Here is a 15,022-nt window from a genome sequence, read left to right as displayed (position 1 = left end):
TTGACCTGGAGGACCAACTCCCAGTCATCATCGGGGTGTTCGGCGGCCGGGGCGCGGCGGATCGTACCCGCGTTGTTGACCAGAATGTCCACCGGACGCTCCCGGCCCGCGAGGTCCGCGCCCAGCGCCCTGACGGCCTCGGGGTCGGCGAAGTCGGTGCGGATCGCCTCGAAGGTGCGACCGGTGGCGGTGACGTCCTTCTCCACCGTGTTGCCGGACTCCTTCAGCGAGGCGCTCACCCCGATGACGTCCGCGCCGGCCTCGGCGAGCGCGCGGGCCATGGCCCGGCCGATACCGCGCCGGGCGCCGGTGACGACGGCGAGCCTTCCGGTGAGGTCGAAGACGTTCATCCGGCGGCCTCCTGGGCCTCGTCGGTGCAGTCCACCAGGATCTTCATCACGTCTCCGCCGCCCTCCAGCGCCTCGAAGGCCGCGGGCGCCTCGGTGAGCGGCACGACCTTGCTGATCAGCCGCTCGGCCGGAACGGTGCCGTCGGCCACCAGGGTCACCGCCTGCTCGAAGTCGGAGCGGTCGTACAACCGGGCCCCGACGAGGGTGAGTTCACGCCAGAAGAAGCGGTGCACGTTCACCTCCCGGGGGCGGGAGTGGATCGCGACCAGGCACAGCCGGCCGCGCACGCCGAGCACGTCGACCGCGGTGTCCACGCCCCCCGCGGCGCCGGACACCTCGAAGGCGACATCCGCCCCCGCGTCCCCGGTCCACCGACGGACCAGCTCCGGCACGTCGTCGTCGGCCGGGTTCCACACGGTCAGCCCCAACTCCTCGGCGAGCAGCCGTCGGTGGGCGCTCGGCTCCACCACCCGGACGTCCGCTCCCTTGGCCTGGGCCACCAGCGCGATCAGGACGCCGACGGGGCCGCCGCCGACCACGACGACCCGCTCGCCGTCGCGCACTCCGGCCCGGCCGACGTCGTGCACCGCGACCGCGGTGGGCTCGACGAGCGCGGCCCGGTCCAGCGGGAGGGAGTCGGGCAGCCGTATGAGAGTGGCGGCAGGCACGGTCCAGCGCTGCTGCATCGCGCCGGGGGAGTCGATGCCGATGAAGTCCAGGTGCTGGCAGATGTGCTGGTGGCCGTTGCGGCAGGCCGGGCAGGTGTCGTCCCAGCGCAACGGCATCACGGTGACCGCGTCGCCGGGCCGCCAGTCCGTGACGTCCGGCCCGCAGCGGACCACACGGCCGGACATCTCGTGTCCCAGGACGGCGGGCGTGGTGACCCGGGCGTCCATGTCGCCGTGGAAGATGTGCAGGTCGGTACCGCAGATACCGACGTAGGCGGGGGCCAGCTCCACCTCACCGGGTCCCGGCGGCGCGCTGTGGGCGGGGGCCGTGTCCAGGGTGCGGGCGGACAGGTATCGGGCGGCTAGTGTCATGGGGGGCAGGTCCCTTCGGCGCGGACCAGTGCCCACGGAAACCGAATGGCTTGGCATCCGTGGCTGCGCGTCCGGCGCTGGTGTCGTGCGGTGGGGTGCCGTTGCGTGGCGGTGGCTCTCGCCGCGCAACGGGAGTGGGTCAGATCGCCGGGGCGTGGGTGTCGCCCTCCCCGGCGACGGGGGGAAGGCCGTAGAACGCGGTCGCGGTGCCGGCGAGGAGCGCGTGGACATCGCTGTCGCTCCAGCCGGTGAGCAGTTCGTCCACCGTGGTGGCCCACCGGTTCCAGCCGCCCGCCAGGTTGGCGACCGGCCAGTCCGAGCCGAACATCAGCCGGTCGGGGCCGAAGGCGGAGACCAGCACGTCCCAGGCGGGGCGGATGTCGGCGGTGGTCCAGTGGGAGTGGTCGGCCTCGGTGATCAGTCCCGAGACCTTGCACACCACGTGCGGGTGTCCGGCCAGCAGCCGCATCCGGCGTTCCCAGTCCGCGAGGTCCTGCCGGGCGATGTCCGGCTTGCCCGCGTGGTCGAGCACCTGGGGCAGGTCGGGCAAGCGTTCCGCGAGCCGGATCGCCTGGTCGAGCTGGTGGTCGCGGACGAGTACGTCGTAGCGCAGTCCGCGATCACGGGCCGCCCGCAACCCGCGTTCCACATCGGGGAGTTGAAGCCAGTTCGGGTCCGTCTCGCCCTGGACCAGGTGCCGCAGAGAGCGCAGATACCCACCACCCGGCCCGGCGATCAGATTGTCGAGCACGTCACCGATCGCCGGGGACGTCAGGTCGGCCCAGCCGACCACGGCCTGGATCAGCGGCTTCTGTTCGGCGAGCGCGAGCAGGTCCTCGGTCTCGGCGACCTCCGCGATGCACTGGACGACCACCGTGCCGTGCAGCCGCCGGCCCGCGATGGGGTGGGTGGCGGTGGAGCGCAGGTCCTCGGCGGTGAAGGTGCGGCGGATCGACGCCACGTCGGGGTCGTCCAGCCATGGTTGCGGACGGTGGGAGAGGTCCCACAGGTGGTGGTGGGCGTCGACGAGCGCGGGTGCGTTCACGAGGAGATCCAAGTCGGGTCGGTGCGGGCCGGGTCAGGCGGTGGCGTCGTTGCCGGGCGGGCTCAGGTGCCAGATCTCGGGGAGTTCGCTCCACTGGCGGCCCTCGCCCCGGTCGGGAAAGGGTTCCTGGCACGGGTCGGTGAGCTTCCACCACCGCTGGGTCTCGGGGTCGGCCTCCAGGGTCGCCATGTCCGCCTCGAAGTCCTCGCCGTGATACTCCATGTAGGCGAAGAGCACGTCACCGTGGAGGTAGATGCTGTAGTTGCGGATGTTGGCCCGGTGCAGGGCGGCTTCGACTCCGGGCCAGACCGTGGAGTGGAGCCGGAGGTACTCCTCGCGGTGTTCGGGGCGGAGCCTGATGGTCTGGGCGATGCGCTTCACGCCGATTCCCCTGTCGTGTCGGTGGAGTTGGTCCGGTCGGCCGCAGTGTCGAACGGCGTGCGATAGCTGGGAGTACGGGTGCGCAGCCCGAGCCGCAGCGTGAGCCGGATGCGCGTGGAGGCTGGCAGACGGACCGTCAGGAACGGGCCGTCACAGAGGGCTTCGGCCTCGGAGATCGCCGGCTCGGTGTGGCCGTAGTCGTACATGTCGCCGATCCAGCCGTCGTCCGTGCAGGTCGTGTAGCGGACGTCGGTGATGGTGTGCTCGGCGAACGCGCCCGCCTGGACGATGACCGTGCGGTCGGTGCCGGGGGAGAGGTTGACCAGTTCGACGGTGGTCGCCTCGGGGTCGATGGAGGTGACGAGTGCGGCGACATCCGCCGGCAGACCCGCCCGGCGGGCGTCGGCGTCGTGGTAGCGCAGCCGGGCCTGCTGCAGACCGCCCTGGTACATCACCTGAGGGCCTCCCCAGGTCAGCTGCACCAGGGCCTCGGTGACCACCGGGTTGCACTGCTGCCACACATGGATGTCGGCTTCGGGCACGTCCAGGTCGCGGTAGCGGTCGATGCGCCGCAGCCGGTGCCGGACCTGGGCCTGGGCGGCCGCGAGAATCCGCTCCGGGTAGCCGGGGTCGTCGCCGGCGAGGAAGGCGAACCACGCCTTCTCATGACCGGACTCCTCCTTGGCACGGAACGGCCGCACGGTGCGCCAGTCGATTCCGTCGGCCTCGCGCAGCCGCTCCAGCCGGGCGCGGTCGGCCTCCGAGGAGGTGTGGTGCCACAGGGCCACCGGCACGGGGGGTGTGGCCGGGTTGTAGTCGAACCAGCCCGAGTCGTTGTGCCGGAACGGCAGATGGAGCGTGGGCGTGTGACGGTCCGGACCGAGTTCCGCCACCCACTTGGAGGGCAGGCTCGAGTCCGCCTCGGTGTGGGGCATGACCTTGCCGCGGTCGATGAGGGCGTCGAGCGAGGTGGCGACCATGGAGAGGTAGTCGTCGTCCCCGGTGACCGTCGCCGCCGCCAGCGCCGCCACGCAGGCCGCGTGACCGACGCTGTGCCAGCCGTGCGGCCAGGACCAGCCGTAGTGGCCGCCGTACCAGCGGCCTTCCAGGAGGCTGCCGACGACTCCGTCCGGGCCGACGTTGTCCGGGATCAGGCCGCCGTGTTCGCGGGTGCGCTCGCGCCAGGCGCCCACGTATTCGACGATCCAGTCCCGGTAGCGCTCCTCGCCGGACAGGATCCAGGCGTTGAGGACCAGTCCGGCCGCGGCGAGGTTGAGCGCAGTGTCGCCGACGCCCATCCGGTCCCGCATCTGGTCGCCCAGCCGCGGGTCCGCCGAGAGTGGGAACGGGCCGTCCGCGGCCTCGGGCAGCCAGTCGAGCGGGAAGCCGTAGGTCTCCGCCTCCTTCAGCAGCCAGGGGTAGACGTCGCCGTCGAACAGGCCGGTGCGCTCGGGGTCGCTGCCGTTGTGCGGGCGGGTGATGATACGCCGCTCGGGGTCGTAGTTGCCCTTGGCGGGGTCGACGTACAACTCGGCGAAGCGCAGCGCGCGTTCGGCCCAGTGGTCGGGGGCGGCCATGCACAGGAAGTAGAGCAGCAGCAGGCTCTCGCCCTGGTGGAACCAGTCGTAGCCGCGCTCGTACTCGTCGCGCAGCATGTCCAGTTCCGTCAGCTGCCTGGTCACGCCCTCCCAGTGGCGCTCGCTGGCGGGCAGGAGGTCGTCGGCGCCGCCGAGGAGGTAGAGCTGGGGCCAGTTGAAGAAGACCTCGTAGAAGTCGTCGACACCGTCGCGGCTGGTCAGTTGGTCGTGGTAGTTCAGCCGTCCGTCGGGGCCGGTGAAGTCGCGCTCGAAGCGGCGCCAGGCGTGGTCGAGCAGGTCGAACAGCGCACGCTGGGCGACAGCCCAGCCGGGGGGTTCGAGCAGCGGCACCGCGGCCTGGACTTCGGGTGCGGGAGTGGGCCGGTCGGAGGCCGGGGTGTCGTCTCCGGAGGCCTGGGGGTGAGGGCTGAAGGGCATGAGAGCGGTCACTCCTTGGTGGCGCCGGCGAGCATTCCGCTGACCAGGAAGCGCTGGGCGAACAGGAACACGACGAGCACCGGTGTGATGGCCACCAGCGTCGCCAGTGCCAGTTGCGGGCGTTGGATTGCGAGGTCGCCGGCGGTCGGGTTGAACGTCGGCACATTGCTGAGCAGACTGCCGACGCCCACCTGGATGGGCATCTGGTCACTCTCGGGGAGCATCACGTACGGCAGGAAGTAGTTCGTCCAGTTGGCGACGAAGCTGAAGAACCCGACCAGCGCGATGACGGGGGTCGCCAGCGGCAGGGCCACGTGGCGGAAGACGCCGAACTCGGAGCAGCCGTCCATCCGCGCCGCGGCCAGGAGGTCCTTGGGCACGGCGGTGGTGAAGTAGATGTAGGTCAGGTACACGCCGAACGGGTAGAACGAGTACGGCAGGATGATCGACCACATGGTGCCGATCAGGTGCACCGCGTTGATCTCCAGGAACAGCGGTACCACCAGGGTGGCGTTCGGCATCAGCATCACGACCAGGGTCGCGATCAGCAGCGCGTGCCGGCCGCGGAACTCGGTCATCGCCAGCGCGTACCCGGCCGGTATGGCCAGGCAGAGCGTGATGACCAGTGAGATCGCGGCGTAGAGCGCGGAGTTGCGCAGCCACAGCAGGATGGCGTCGTCCTGGAAGGCGGTGAGCGCGTGCCAGTTGGCCGTCAGCGCGTGCCAGGACCCGAAGGACAGCGGGTTGTCGTGGACCAGCTGCTGGTCCGTCTTGGTCGCCGCGAGCAGCAGCCACAGCACCGGCAGCACGAAGAACACCACGAAGACGGTGAGCACCGAGCCCGCCAGCAGCCGGGACGTCACGTGCTGCGGTGGACGGTGGCGCGGCCGTGGTTCCCCGTGCCGGCCTTTGAGCATCCGATCCCGTTTCACGCGAGGAGCGGCGGCAAGAGGGGTGGATCGGGTTTCAGTCGGCATCGAAGAACCCCGATCGTGCGACGAAGACACCGGCGACCGACACGCTGACGACCAGGAGCTCCACCGAGACCGCGGCGGCGCCGTTGATGTTGTTCATCTGGAAGGCGAAGTCGTACGTCAGCTGGTTGAGCGAGTAGTCGCGGCCGGCCACGCCCGTGCTGGCGAGGGAGAGCAACTGCGGCTCGACGAAGAGCTGGGCGCCGCCCGCGAAGGCCAGGATCACCATGTAGACGATCCACTTGCGGAGCATGGGGATCTGCACCCGCCAGGCGGTCTGCCAGCCGTTCGCGCCGTCGATGCGGGCGGCTTCCATGACGTCCTTGGGGATGTTGTTGAGCGCGCCGTACATGACGACGATCCAGCCGCCCGCGCCGGTCCAGAACGCGATGATCGTGAACAGCAACGCCAGGTTTCCGGGGGCGATGACCTCGCCGAAGGTGTGGAAGCCCAGCGTCTCAAGGAGCGAGCTGACCGGGCTGACCGTCGGGTCGAGCATGAACAGCCACACCAGGACGCTCGCGGCGCCGGCGAGGGCTCCGGGGATGTAGTAGAGGAAGCGAAGTGCCTGGCTGAGCGGTCCGGAGGACAGCCGGTGCAGGAGTAGCGCCAGGACCACCACGAACACCACGAGCGACAGGAGCCAGAAGACCAGGTACAGGGCCACATGGCTCAGGGAGTCGGAGAAGCGGAAGTCCTGTGCCGTGGTGACGAAGTTGGAGAGGCCGGTGAAGGCGCCTCCGGCGTTGGTGAACGCGAAGTAGATCGCGTAACAGGTCGGAAGGACGCCGAAGGCGATCAGCAGCAGTACGTAGCCGGCGACGAATGCCACGCCGGCCCGGCTCTGCCGGGAGGTGCCGCGGGGGCGCCCCCGGACAGAGCCGGCCGAGGAGTGGGTGAGGGTCACTTGGCGACCTTGTATCCGTCGGCCTGGGCGTACTTGACGATCGAGTCCTGCCAGGCGGGCAGCAGCGATTCGATGGTCTTGCCCTGCGTCAGGCCGGGCTTGACGGTGGCGGCCCAGATCGCCTCCTGGCTGAACTGGCCCGAGCCCCAGTCGGACCACACCTGCGAGGAGGCGTCCTTGAGGGCGGTGAGGTCTCCGGCGAAGTACCCGGAGGCGGCCTGCGCCTTGAGCCAGTTGTCGGCGGCGGGCGCGTACGCCGGGAAGCCGGGGGCCTTCTCGCCCTGGTAGGCGTTGTCGGTGGTGACCCACTTCAGGAAGTCGGTGGCCGCCTTGATGTGGGTGGAGTGCTTGGACAGCAGCCAGGTGCCGCCGCCGACGTTGCCGGTGGACGGCGCGGTGTCCCCCTGCCACTGCGGGATGGGCGCCACCGCTATCTGCTTGGCCGGGGTCTTGAGCCCGCCCTCGAAGACCGCGCCGCCGTACCACGCCGGGCCCGGCATGAGCAGGACCCTTTGGGCCTTGTTCTTGGCGAAGTCGGTGCTGAAGACGCCGCTGATCGACATCGACTTGTTCTTGATGAGTACGTCCAGCAGCTTGGCCATCTTGGTGCAGGCCTCGCTGGTGGTGTTGACCGACACAGCCTTGGGGCCGGTGATGTGGTTGGCGCCGCACTTGCTCGCCCACAGGTAGATCTCGGGGGTGAAAGTGTCACCTGCGTCGCCCACCAGGTAGCCGGGGTGCTCCGTGGCGACTTTCTCGCCGAGCGCCTGGTACTCCTCCCAGGTCGTCGGCACTTTGTAGCCGAACTTCTTCAGCAGCGGCGCGTTGTACCAGAGCACCGCCTGTGAGAGGTCGTTGCGCAGGCAGTAGAGGGTCCCGTCGACCGTGCAGACGTCGTTGGCGCCCTTGGCGAACCCGCCGAGGGTCGCGTCCGGGATCAGGCCCTTGTTCAGCGGCGCCGCGAAGCCCGCGTCGACGGCCCAGCTCGCCTCGTTGTTCTGGGAGCTGAAGACGACGTCCGGCCATCCCTTGCCCGTGCGGTTGAACAACTGGACCTTGGTCTGGAGGTAGTTGGACCCGTTGGCGTCGCCGTCGTAGCTGACGATGTGCATCTTCACGCCCGGGTGCGACGCCTGGTACTGCTTCGCGGCGGCCATGCGGGTCGCGTCCACCCAGACGGTCAACGCGCCCTTGTCCTGGGCGGCCTGCGCGAATCCGTCCTTGGTGGTCGTGCCGGTGGTGCCGCCGCCGCTGCCGCAGGCGGTCACGCTGAACAGCACGGTGGCGGCACAGCCGGCCAGCAACGCGGTGCGTCTCCTGCTGGTCCCTGTCTCCAGGTCGGCCGAAGGCTTGTAGACGGACATGAGCGACTCCACTGGGTTTGCATGAGGCTGCTGACGGCTCTGTCGTTACCACTGCGGAAGAAATTAGCCGCCATATCGAAGGTTGAGTCAAGGGGTGTGTACGGCTTTTTTCAAGGTTCGATGTGCATGCCTAGGCGACTATTGAAGGGAATAGACCCAGGTAAATCGCCACTAAAGCATCAAATCGCACTGGGATTCGCGATCGAGATCGTTCAGGATGAGTACGACTCATCTTGATCTGGGGTACGATGAGGACGGCTTCAAGGCCGATCAGTCACCGTCGTCGCAGTCACCCGGAGGCAGGACACATGAAGGACACGCCCGCCGTGGCAGCAGTGGTGAACGGCGCGGACGAGCGGCGCGACTATCGGCCCGGATACGAGGTCGTGGCGGAGCGGATCCTCGAGTTCATCGCCGAGGCGCGTCTGGTCCCCGGCGACCGGATGCCCACGGAGAACGACCTGGCCCGGCAGCTGGACACCAGCCGAGCGGTGGTCCGGGAAGCCGTGAAGATCCTCTCGGCGCTTGGCCGGGTGCGGGCGCACAAGGGGCGCGGGCTCTTCGTCGCGGACGACGACGGCATGCTGGTCACCAGTCGCTGGGGCGGCTTCTTCCGGCCCGTGGACCTCGATCACGTGCTCATGCTGTTCGAGTTCCGCAGGGTTCAGGAGATGGCCGCCAGCAGACTCGCGGCCACCCGTGCCACGCCCGCCGAACTGCGCACCATCGAGGTCGCCATGCAGCAGTGCCGGCACGGGTACGCCCATGGTGAGGTCGACGTCTTCAACCAGGCGGACGACGACTTCCACGCGGCGCTGGCCGCGGCCTCGCACAACACGTTCCTCGGCAGCGCGGTGCGTGACGCCCGTCGGCTGCAGCGCCAGTCCAGCGCGATCGGCATACATGACACGTTCGGTGAGGGCACCGCGGCCGCGGTGGAGGAGCACGAGGCGATCTACCGCGCCATCCGCGACGGACGGCCCGACGAGGCCGCCGAGGCCACGGCCGTACACCTCGACCGGACGCTGGAGGACTACCGGCGGGAGATCCAGCGGCGCCTGTTCGGTTGATCCTCCCGACACGACACGACACGACACGCCGGAGGAGCCGTGCCGCGATGCGGTACGGCCCTTCCGAACGCCGGTCACCGAGCCACGAGTTGCCAGTCCTGGTTGGCGCCACCGGCCGTCGGCGACTGGATGACGGCGGCACGGTCGTCCGCCGACCCGCCCGCCACGTCCGCGCACCAGCCGGTGCGGACGTTGACGAGCCGGTAGAAGCCGTCTTCGGTCGACGGGACCAGCTTCCACCGCTGGTTGTCGCCGCCGCTGTCCTGCTGCTGGATCAGCGTCGAGCCCTGCGTGGTGTCGGCGCTCTGCAGGACCCTGCCGCTCCTGACGTTGCGCAGCCGGAAGGAGCCGTCGGTGTCCGGCAGGAGGGTCCACTGCTGGTTGGTCCCGCCGGTCCAGGGCCACTGGATGAGCCCGGCGCCGTCGGCGGTCGAGGCGTCGGCGACGTCCAGCACCTTGGTGCTCGTGCGGTTCACCAGCTTGTACGTGCCGAGGTCCGCGCTGAAGGGACGGTCGTAGACCTCCAGACTGCGGATGGACGCCCACGCGCCGGTCGGCAGCCCGGTGACGGTGACGCGGACGTAGCGTGCCTGGGCCTGGAACACGGCCGCCTGGACCTGGCTCGTGCCGGCGGTGGCGGTGTTGTCGACGAGCATGGTCCACGTGCTGTTGTCGGTGGAACCCTCGATCTTGTACCAGTAGTTGGTCTTGTTCAGCTCCCAGGCGATCCGGGTGCCGGTCAGCGAGCGGGTCGAACCGAGGTCGACCTTGAGCCAGTGGCCGGTGTTGCCGTCGTTCGCCGAAGCCGCACCGAAGCGCTCCGGCACGGCTTCGGCGTGACATCGGTTGCACTCGCACGAGTGGTTCCCGGGAGCGGTGCAGGAACGCCTGCCCGAGCAGCCGACCCGCCGAAGGAAGGCACTCCCCGGTACGAAATACTCTCCCGATGAGTTCACACACTTCCCCGATCAGCCAGCCGATCACGATACGGAGGGCAGTCGCGCGGGATGCCAAACGGCTCACGCGGCTCGTGCGTGGCTCAGGCGCCTACGAGGGTAAGTACGCAGCCGCAGTGGCGGGCTACCGGGTCGGTCCTGATTACATCGAAGCCCACCGCGCCTTCGTAGCCGTCGGCGCCGACGAGCATGGAGGCCGGGTCATCGGGTTCTACTCGCTCGTCCTTGATCCACCGGAGCTTGACCTGCTGTTCGTCGCCGACGAAGCGCAAGGACGTGGTATTGGACGGCTGCTCGTCGCGCACATGCAGTCCGAGGCCCGTGCCGCCGGGCTCGACCGTGTCAAGGTCGTGTCGCATCTTCCCGCCGAGGACTTCTACCACCGCGTCGGTGCAGTGCGGACCGGGACCGCGCTCGCGAACCCGCCCGCCGTGCCGTGGGACCGACCCAAATTCGAGTTTCGCATTCCTTCGGAATGACGCGGTGTGCCGGTTCGCAGGGCACCGGCTTCGCCTGCATGGTGGCCGGCATGCAGGAGCCGCTGGACGCCGCGCGCTCTGTGTGTGCCGTCGTCTCTGCCCTGGCGGGGGGATCGCCTGCGCCAGCGGCCTCTCCCGGCGACTCCCTTGCCTCCGGCACCCCCAGGGCCGTCGAAATCGCGTACACCTCGGCTCGTTCCACACACGAGCGAGGTCGGCCGCGTAAATGCGTAGTTCACATAACCGGCCACGTCCCTTGTCGTGTCCTTGTCGTGGTGTAAGCGATCAGCCGTCCGACGCGGTTGGCAGAGCGAAGATGTTGCGGACGAAGTGGACCCGGCAGCGCTGCCAGGCGCGGCCGAGCATGACCTTGCGGATCGCTTTGACCAGGCCGCTGTGGCTGTCGGAGATGACCAGGCGGACGCCGGTCAGTCCTGACGCCGGGCGTGGCCGCGCACCATCGCGAGCGGCATACCGATCGGGCCGAGGGCGAACAGGGCGGTGCCGACCAGCATGACGGGCAGCGGCCAGTGCTGGCCGCTGTGCAGGAGCACCCAGCAGGGCACGGTCCACAGCAGGACGGGGGCGATCAGGGGGAGGTAGCGCATCAGGCGGTGCAGTCGGCTCTGCTGAGTCGCGTGCGTTGCACTGTCGGCGGATCGGGTTTCGCTGGTGTCGGTCACGCTTCCCCTCCCTGAGCAACCAGGCTGCCGTCGCGCGCACTGCATCCGGCCGTCCCGGGCCAGTCGGACGGACGGGGTGCTCATGGTGGGCAGCTCCATGTGGCGAGGTGGCCTCCGAGTTCGTCCCCGGCTCACGTGGCTGGTGACTCTGCTCCTGATTGGGGCTGCGGCGGCTCAGTATTTCTGGGTGGGAATGCTGTGATGGGCGGGAGGATGGGTGGGGGCTGTCCCAGGTCCGGGGTCCGACTCATGACACGCCTGACCGAAGTGTCCTGGTCTCACGGTGTCGGCCGTTGGCCGGGGATGGCGCGTTGTCGGTGCCGGGCCGGCGGGGCGTGTCCCGAGGGGGCCTGCCGATCAGTTGTGGCGTCCTGACGATTCTGACCGCCCGATGCGGCCTGGTACCGGCAACGTGACGCCATCGGAACGGAAGGGGGACGGGCATGTCCAGTTCGACCATGTCCAGTACACCGCCTGTCCCGCAGCCTTGTCGTCGACGCTCTGCGGGATGCCGCGATCTGCTGAAGTAGGCCAGGAAGTGGGGAGCCCTGAGGGGGCCCGCGAGGTCTTCCACCTGGTCGGACAGCTATAGCCAGGACCTTGCTCATAGGGGTTGTGAGAGCAGGTGAGAGGTGAGGAGCCCCCGTCGGCAAGGATGCCGATGGGGGCTCTGCGTGTGGTGGTTTGCGATGGTGTGTCGTGATTGGCGGGAGTAGTGGCTTCGGCTTTCCTCGCGCTGCGCTGTTTCGACGAGGCGAGAATGCTTGACTGCTCGCAGCTCCGGGGTCGGCCCGGTGATCAGCGACAAGTCGACGCGGGGACAGTTCTCGGCGAAGGCCGCCAGCACCGTGGGAAGCCCAGTCCGGCTGGACGCTCGTCGCCCAGGCGGCGGCGCTCGCCGCGGGACAGGGGATCGGCAGGTTCGTCTACACCCCCATCCTTCCCCTCATGCACACCCAGGCCGGACTCTCCACGTCACTCGGGGCGAGCCTGGCCACGGCGAACTTCATCGGCTACCTCGCAGGTGCCCTGGCCGGCATCGCCGTACCCACCGTCGTACGGTCGGCCGCCGCTCTGCGCGGTTCTTCCGTCGTGCTGGTGGCGACGCTGGCGCTCATGCCGGTGACCCACGACGGCACCGTCTGGTTCCTGCTGCGTCTCGCGGCCGGCGCCGCCAGCGCGCTCATCTTCGTGATCGCCGTCAACGCCCTGCTCTCGGGCCTTCGCGCGCACGCCCACCACCTGGTCGGCTGGGCCTTCGGCGGAGTCGGTGCCGGGATCGCCCTGTCCGGCCTGCTGGTCGTCGCTGTGCAGGCCGCGTCCACCTGGCGGGCGGCCTGGTGGACCTGCGCCGTTCTCGCCGCCCTGCTCGCCGCGGTCGCCCGGCCCCTGGCCCCACAGCAGGAGCACACGAGTTCCGAGGTGGCCGCGATGACCGAACGGCCCCGTACCCACCGCTGGTTCCTCGCACTGCTCACCAGCTACACCTTCGAGGGCATCGGCTACATCATCGCCGGCACCTTCCTGGTCGCCGCGATCCAGCAGGGCGTCCCGGGCCAGCTCGGCTCCGGGGCTTGGATCGTGGTCGGCCTCGCCGCACTGCCCTCGTGCGCGCTGTGGACCCGCCTGGCCCGCCGCTGGTCCAGGCCGGCCCTGCTGCTCACCTCGCTGACCGTCCAGGCCGTCGGCATCGCCCTGCCGGCGCTGCTGGGCGGTGCCACGCCCGCGCTCGTGTCCGCGGTGCTGTTCGGCGCCACCTTCATGGGCGTCAGCACGATCGCACTGTCCATCGGCACGCACCTTCAAGTGCAGTGGGCCGTGGCCCTGTTGACCGCCGGATACAGCGTCGGCCAGATCCTCGGTCCGCTGCTCGCCGCCCCGCTGCTCAGCCACGGCTATCACCAGGCGCTCCTGCTGGGCAGCGCGCTGGTCGTCCTCGCCGCGGTCGCGGCCGCCGCCGTCTGCGTCCGCTTCCCGCACCACCTCGGCTCCGTGACCTCGGCGGCCTGACACCCGTACTTCAGGAGGAGTTGCCGTGGGCGCATTGCTGTCCGACCTCGCATCAGACCTTCCCCTCGTCGCGGCGCCGATGACCGGCGGACCGAGCACGCCCGCGCTGGTCACCGCCGCCGCCCGTGCGGGCGGGCTGGGCTTCCTGACCGGCGGGTCACGGCAGATGCGGTTTGACCGGAGGCTACCTCCACTTTATTTGACCGGAGGCTGGCTCCGCACGGCGTGTGGCCACGCGTCTTGTGGACGACACCGGCTTCGACCCCTACGACGAGGGCGAGCTGGACGACTCCTGGCGCCAGCAGCCTATGGGCCCCGCCTACTGCACCGAACCGACCCTCGACGAGCTGCCGGCGGCCCTGGCCACGGCCGACCGTGTCAAGGACACCCTTGTCCGCGACAGCATGCCGGAGCGCTTGGCCGCCCTTCCTGCCAACCCCACGCTGGATGATGTCGTCGAGATGAGCCGCGCCGCCCACCGCTGACATCGTGCTTGTGGTGGAGGGGCGGCAGTGCGCGGGGCCGCGGTCGCGAGGTGGCCGGAACGTGAAGAGCGTTTCCAGCCGAGCCATGCCGCGGCCCTCGCAGTTGCGGTGTGCCGACGGCGCGGCGAGCGCCTGGCGTTCGTGCCGGCGCGGTGTTTGCGGAGGTGTCGCCTGCATCCGGTACTCGTCGGACTCCTCGTGCTGGACGGGTGGCACTGCGCCGTACCCCGAAACCGCGAGATGCTGCCGTTATCTGCGAGCCCGAACGGGCTTCGCGCGGCGGGCGTCGCCCCAGCAGACACACCTGCGCCCCTCGGGTCGGTCAGTGGTGATTGTCTTCAGCGCCCGGTCCAGACGGTCGGCCCGTGCGGTGAGCAGGCCGATCACTGCCAGCACCGAATGGCGCACCGTGGTTGCGGAAGTGCGGTAGCGGAGCAGGTCGCCGAGGAAGGTCAGGGTGGCCGTGGACAGCTGCAGACCGGACTGGTAGGCGACCGTCTCAGTGCCCCGGCGGGGCTGCTGCGTTTTCACATGCGACATCAACTGCCGCCGGGGGCAGAGACGTTATGGCTCGAGCCACATGCCGCGTAGGCAGTAGAACGAGTTCGCAGGGTAGTGGTGGATTTCCCGTCGGCCAGCGCCGGCCCCGGTCGGCCAGCCGGTTCAGCGTCGCGCGCAGCGCCTCCGCCCGGGCTGGGTTGGTGGACATTTTCAGCTCACCGCAGACCTGCTTGACCATGATCGGCGTATCCGTCCGGCGCACCACATCAATGATCCGCTGGTAGTCCTCTGGCAGTACCGTCTCTTCGGTGTCGCGCTCACGCTGCGGCACCAGCACCGCGCGGCCCGCGACCTGGCCGGCACCCCCAGGCGGCGGCGTTTCCTGCTTGGTCTCGACGTGCAGTTGCTCGGCCGGCCGGAGCGCGACCCGTTCGGCGACAGTGAGTTCCTCGAGCACCTCCTGGAGTCGCTGGCTCAACTTCTCTGCCTGCATTACCAGTTCGGTCCCGCGAGCCGTGATCAGCTCGCGAAGGTCCGGTTTCGCATTCTTGGCGACCTGATGCACCTCCCGCCCGGATCGCACGGACAGGCGCCTTGCTCATGCCGGGGAATCCGTTCGTTCCTGATCAGGCCGGACGGCGAGTACGACGCCCTGCTGAGACATGGGCGGGGGGGGGCCCCCCCGCGGGGGCGCGGGCCGCCCCCCCCCCGGGCGGACCCCGGGGGGGGGGCCCGGGGGCGGGGGGGGGGGGGCGGGGCCCG

Annotated in this window: 13 protein-coding genes and 4 pseudogenes; 5 read left to right on the top strand and 12 right to left on the bottom strand. The window is 69.6% G+C overall.

Annotated elements, in window-relative coordinates:
- From ACH47Z_RS46205 to ACH47Z_RS46170, 8 genes are all read right to left on the bottom strand, one after another.
- Nucleotides 1-350, bottom strand: a 350-nt coding sequence (locus ACH47Z_RS46205) for an SDR family NAD(P)-dependent oxidoreductase (RefSeq protein ID WP_399086367.1), incomplete at its 3' end; no start/stop codon positions are given.
- Nucleotides 347-1,390: a zinc-binding dehydrogenase gene (locus ACH47Z_RS46200; RefSeq protein WP_399086364.1), complete on the bottom strand. Its 1,044-nt coding sequence runs from the start codon at nucleotides 1,388-1,390 to the stop codon at nucleotides 347-349. The genes ACH47Z_RS46205 and ACH47Z_RS46200, both read right to left, overlap by 4 nt.
- Nucleotides 1,391-1,529: 139 nt before the next feature.
- Complete coding sequence (locus ACH47Z_RS46195) at nucleotides 1,530-2,435, bottom strand: amidohydrolase family protein (RefSeq protein ID WP_399086361.1); 906 nt, start codon at nucleotides 2,433-2,435, stop codon at nucleotides 1,530-1,532.
- A gap of 33 nt (nucleotides 2,436-2,468) precedes the next feature.
- On the bottom strand, nucleotides 2,469-2,816 hold the full coding sequence (locus tag ACH47Z_RS46190; RefSeq protein WP_399086358.1) for an L-rhamnose mutarotase: 348 nt from the start codon (nucleotides 2,814-2,816) through the stop codon (nucleotides 2,469-2,471).
- Nucleotides 2,813-4,831: a hypothetical protein gene (locus tag ACH47Z_RS46185; RefSeq protein WP_399086355.1), complete on the bottom strand. Its 2,019-nt coding sequence runs from the start codon at nucleotides 4,829-4,831 to the stop codon at nucleotides 2,813-2,815. The genes ACH47Z_RS46190 and ACH47Z_RS46185 overlap by 4 nt, the downstream gene beginning before the upstream one ends.
- 8 nt (nucleotides 4,832-4,839) lie before the next feature.
- On the bottom strand, nucleotides 4,840-5,694 hold the full coding sequence (locus ACH47Z_RS46180) for a carbohydrate ABC transporter permease (RefSeq protein WP_399086353.1): 855 nt from the start codon (nucleotides 5,692-5,694) through the stop codon (nucleotides 4,840-4,842).
- A 103-nt stretch (nucleotides 5,695-5,797) separates the two neighbouring features.
- On the bottom strand, nucleotides 5,798-6,712 hold the full coding sequence (locus tag ACH47Z_RS46175) for a carbohydrate ABC transporter permease (protein ID WP_399086350.1): 915 nt from the start codon (nucleotides 6,710-6,712) through the stop codon (nucleotides 5,798-5,800).
- Complete coding sequence (locus ACH47Z_RS46170) at nucleotides 6,709-8,076, bottom strand: ABC transporter substrate-binding protein (protein WP_399086347.1); 1,368 nt, start codon at nucleotides 8,074-8,076, stop codon at nucleotides 6,709-6,711. The genes ACH47Z_RS46175 and ACH47Z_RS46170 overlap by 4 nt, the downstream gene beginning before the upstream one ends.
- A gap of 308 nt (nucleotides 8,077-8,384) precedes the next feature.
- Between ACH47Z_RS46170 and ACH47Z_RS46165 the strand changes: the two genes are divergently transcribed.
- Nucleotides 8,385-9,146 carry a FadR/GntR family transcriptional regulator gene (locus ACH47Z_RS46165; RefSeq protein WP_399086344.1) on the top strand — a complete coding sequence of 254 codons (762 nt, stop codon included), beginning with the start codon at nucleotides 8,385-8,387 and terminating at the stop codon, nucleotides 9,144-9,146.
- 74 nt (nucleotides 9,147-9,220) lie between these two features.
- Here ACH47Z_RS46165 and ACH47Z_RS46160 read toward each other — a convergent pair whose 3' ends face one another.
- Nucleotides 9,221-9,973: an RICIN domain-containing protein gene (locus ACH47Z_RS46160; RefSeq protein ID WP_399086342.1), complete on the bottom strand. Its 753-nt coding sequence runs from the start codon at nucleotides 9,971-9,973 to the stop codon at nucleotides 9,221-9,223.
- Nucleotides 9,974-10,092: 119 nt separating this feature from the next.
- Here ACH47Z_RS46160 and ACH47Z_RS46155 point away from each other — a divergent pair, with 119 nt between their 5' ends.
- Nucleotides 10,093-10,581, top strand: a complete 489-nt coding sequence (locus ACH47Z_RS46155) for a GNAT family N-acetyltransferase (protein ID WP_399086339.1) — start codon at nucleotides 10,093-10,095, stop codon at nucleotides 10,579-10,581.
- 309 nt (nucleotides 10,582-10,890) lie between these two features.
- Here the strand turns inward: ACH47Z_RS46155 and ACH47Z_RS46150 are convergent.
- Both ACH47Z_RS46150 and ACH47Z_RS46145 read right to left on the bottom strand, forming a co-directional pair.
- Nucleotides 10,891-11,022, bottom strand: a pseudogene (locus tag ACH47Z_RS46150) (transposase); the annotation flags it as partial.
- A pseudogene (locus ACH47Z_RS46145) lies at nucleotides 11,016-11,264 on the bottom strand (metallophosphoesterase); the annotation flags it as partial. The pseudogenes ACH47Z_RS46145 and ACH47Z_RS46150, both read right to left, overlap by 7 nt.
- An 855-nt stretch (nucleotides 11,265-12,119) precedes the next feature.
- Here ACH47Z_RS46145 and ACH47Z_RS46140 point away from each other — a divergent pair.
- The 3 genes and pseudogenes from ACH47Z_RS46140 to ACH47Z_RS46130 all read left to right on the top strand — a co-directional run.
- Nucleotides 12,120-13,274, top strand: a pseudogene (locus ACH47Z_RS46140) (YbfB/YjiJ family MFS transporter); the annotation flags it as partial.
- A 25-nt stretch (nucleotides 13,275-13,299) separates the two neighbouring features.
- Nucleotides 13,300-13,422: pseudogene (locus tag ACH47Z_RS46135) on the top strand (nitronate monooxygenase); the annotation flags it as partial.
- 79 nt (nucleotides 13,423-13,501) lie between these two features.
- A complete protein-coding gene (locus ACH47Z_RS46130; RefSeq protein WP_399086369.1) occupies nucleotides 13,502-13,759 on the top strand; it encodes a hypothetical protein in 258 nt (85 codons plus the stop codon).
- A gap of 499 nt (nucleotides 13,760-14,258) precedes the next feature.
- Here ACH47Z_RS46130 and ACH47Z_RS46125 read toward each other — a convergent pair whose 3' ends face one another.
- A complete protein-coding gene (locus ACH47Z_RS46125) occupies nucleotides 14,259-14,825 on the bottom strand; it encodes a hypothetical protein (RefSeq protein WP_399086336.1) in 567 nt (188 codons plus the stop codon).
- Between the last annotated feature and the right edge of the window lie 197 nt (nucleotides 14,826-15,022).

This window comes from Streptomyces sp. NPDC020192, from assembly GCF_044388685.1.
Classification (GTDB): Bacteria; Actinomycetota; Actinomycetes; order Streptomycetales; family Streptomycetaceae; genus Streptomyces.
Note: the sequence above shows the minus strand (reverse complement) of the source record. Positions and strands in the feature narration are given on the sequence as shown.

Excerpts from the sequence above, each read along its gene's own strand:
- ACH47Z_RS46185 (WP_399086355.1), bottom strand. The coding sequence starts at position 4,831 with ATGCCCTTCAGCCCTCACCCCCAGGCCTCCGGAGACGACACCCCGGCC.
- ACH47Z_RS46170 (WP_399086347.1), bottom strand. The coding sequence starts at position 8,076 with ATGTCCGTCTACAAGCCTTCGGCCGACCTGGAGACAGGGACCAGCAGG.
- ACH47Z_RS46200 (WP_399086364.1), bottom strand. The coding sequence starts at position 1,390 with ATGACACTAGCCGCCCGATACCTGTCCGCCCGCACCCTGGACACGGCC.
- ACH47Z_RS46165 (WP_399086344.1), top strand. The coding sequence starts at position 8,385 with ATGAAGGACACGCCCGCCGTGGCAGCAGTGGTGAACGGCGCGGACGAG.
- ACH47Z_RS46155 (WP_399086339.1), top strand. The coding sequence starts at position 10,093 with ATGAGTTCACACACTTCCCCGATCAGCCAGCCGATCACGATACGGAGG.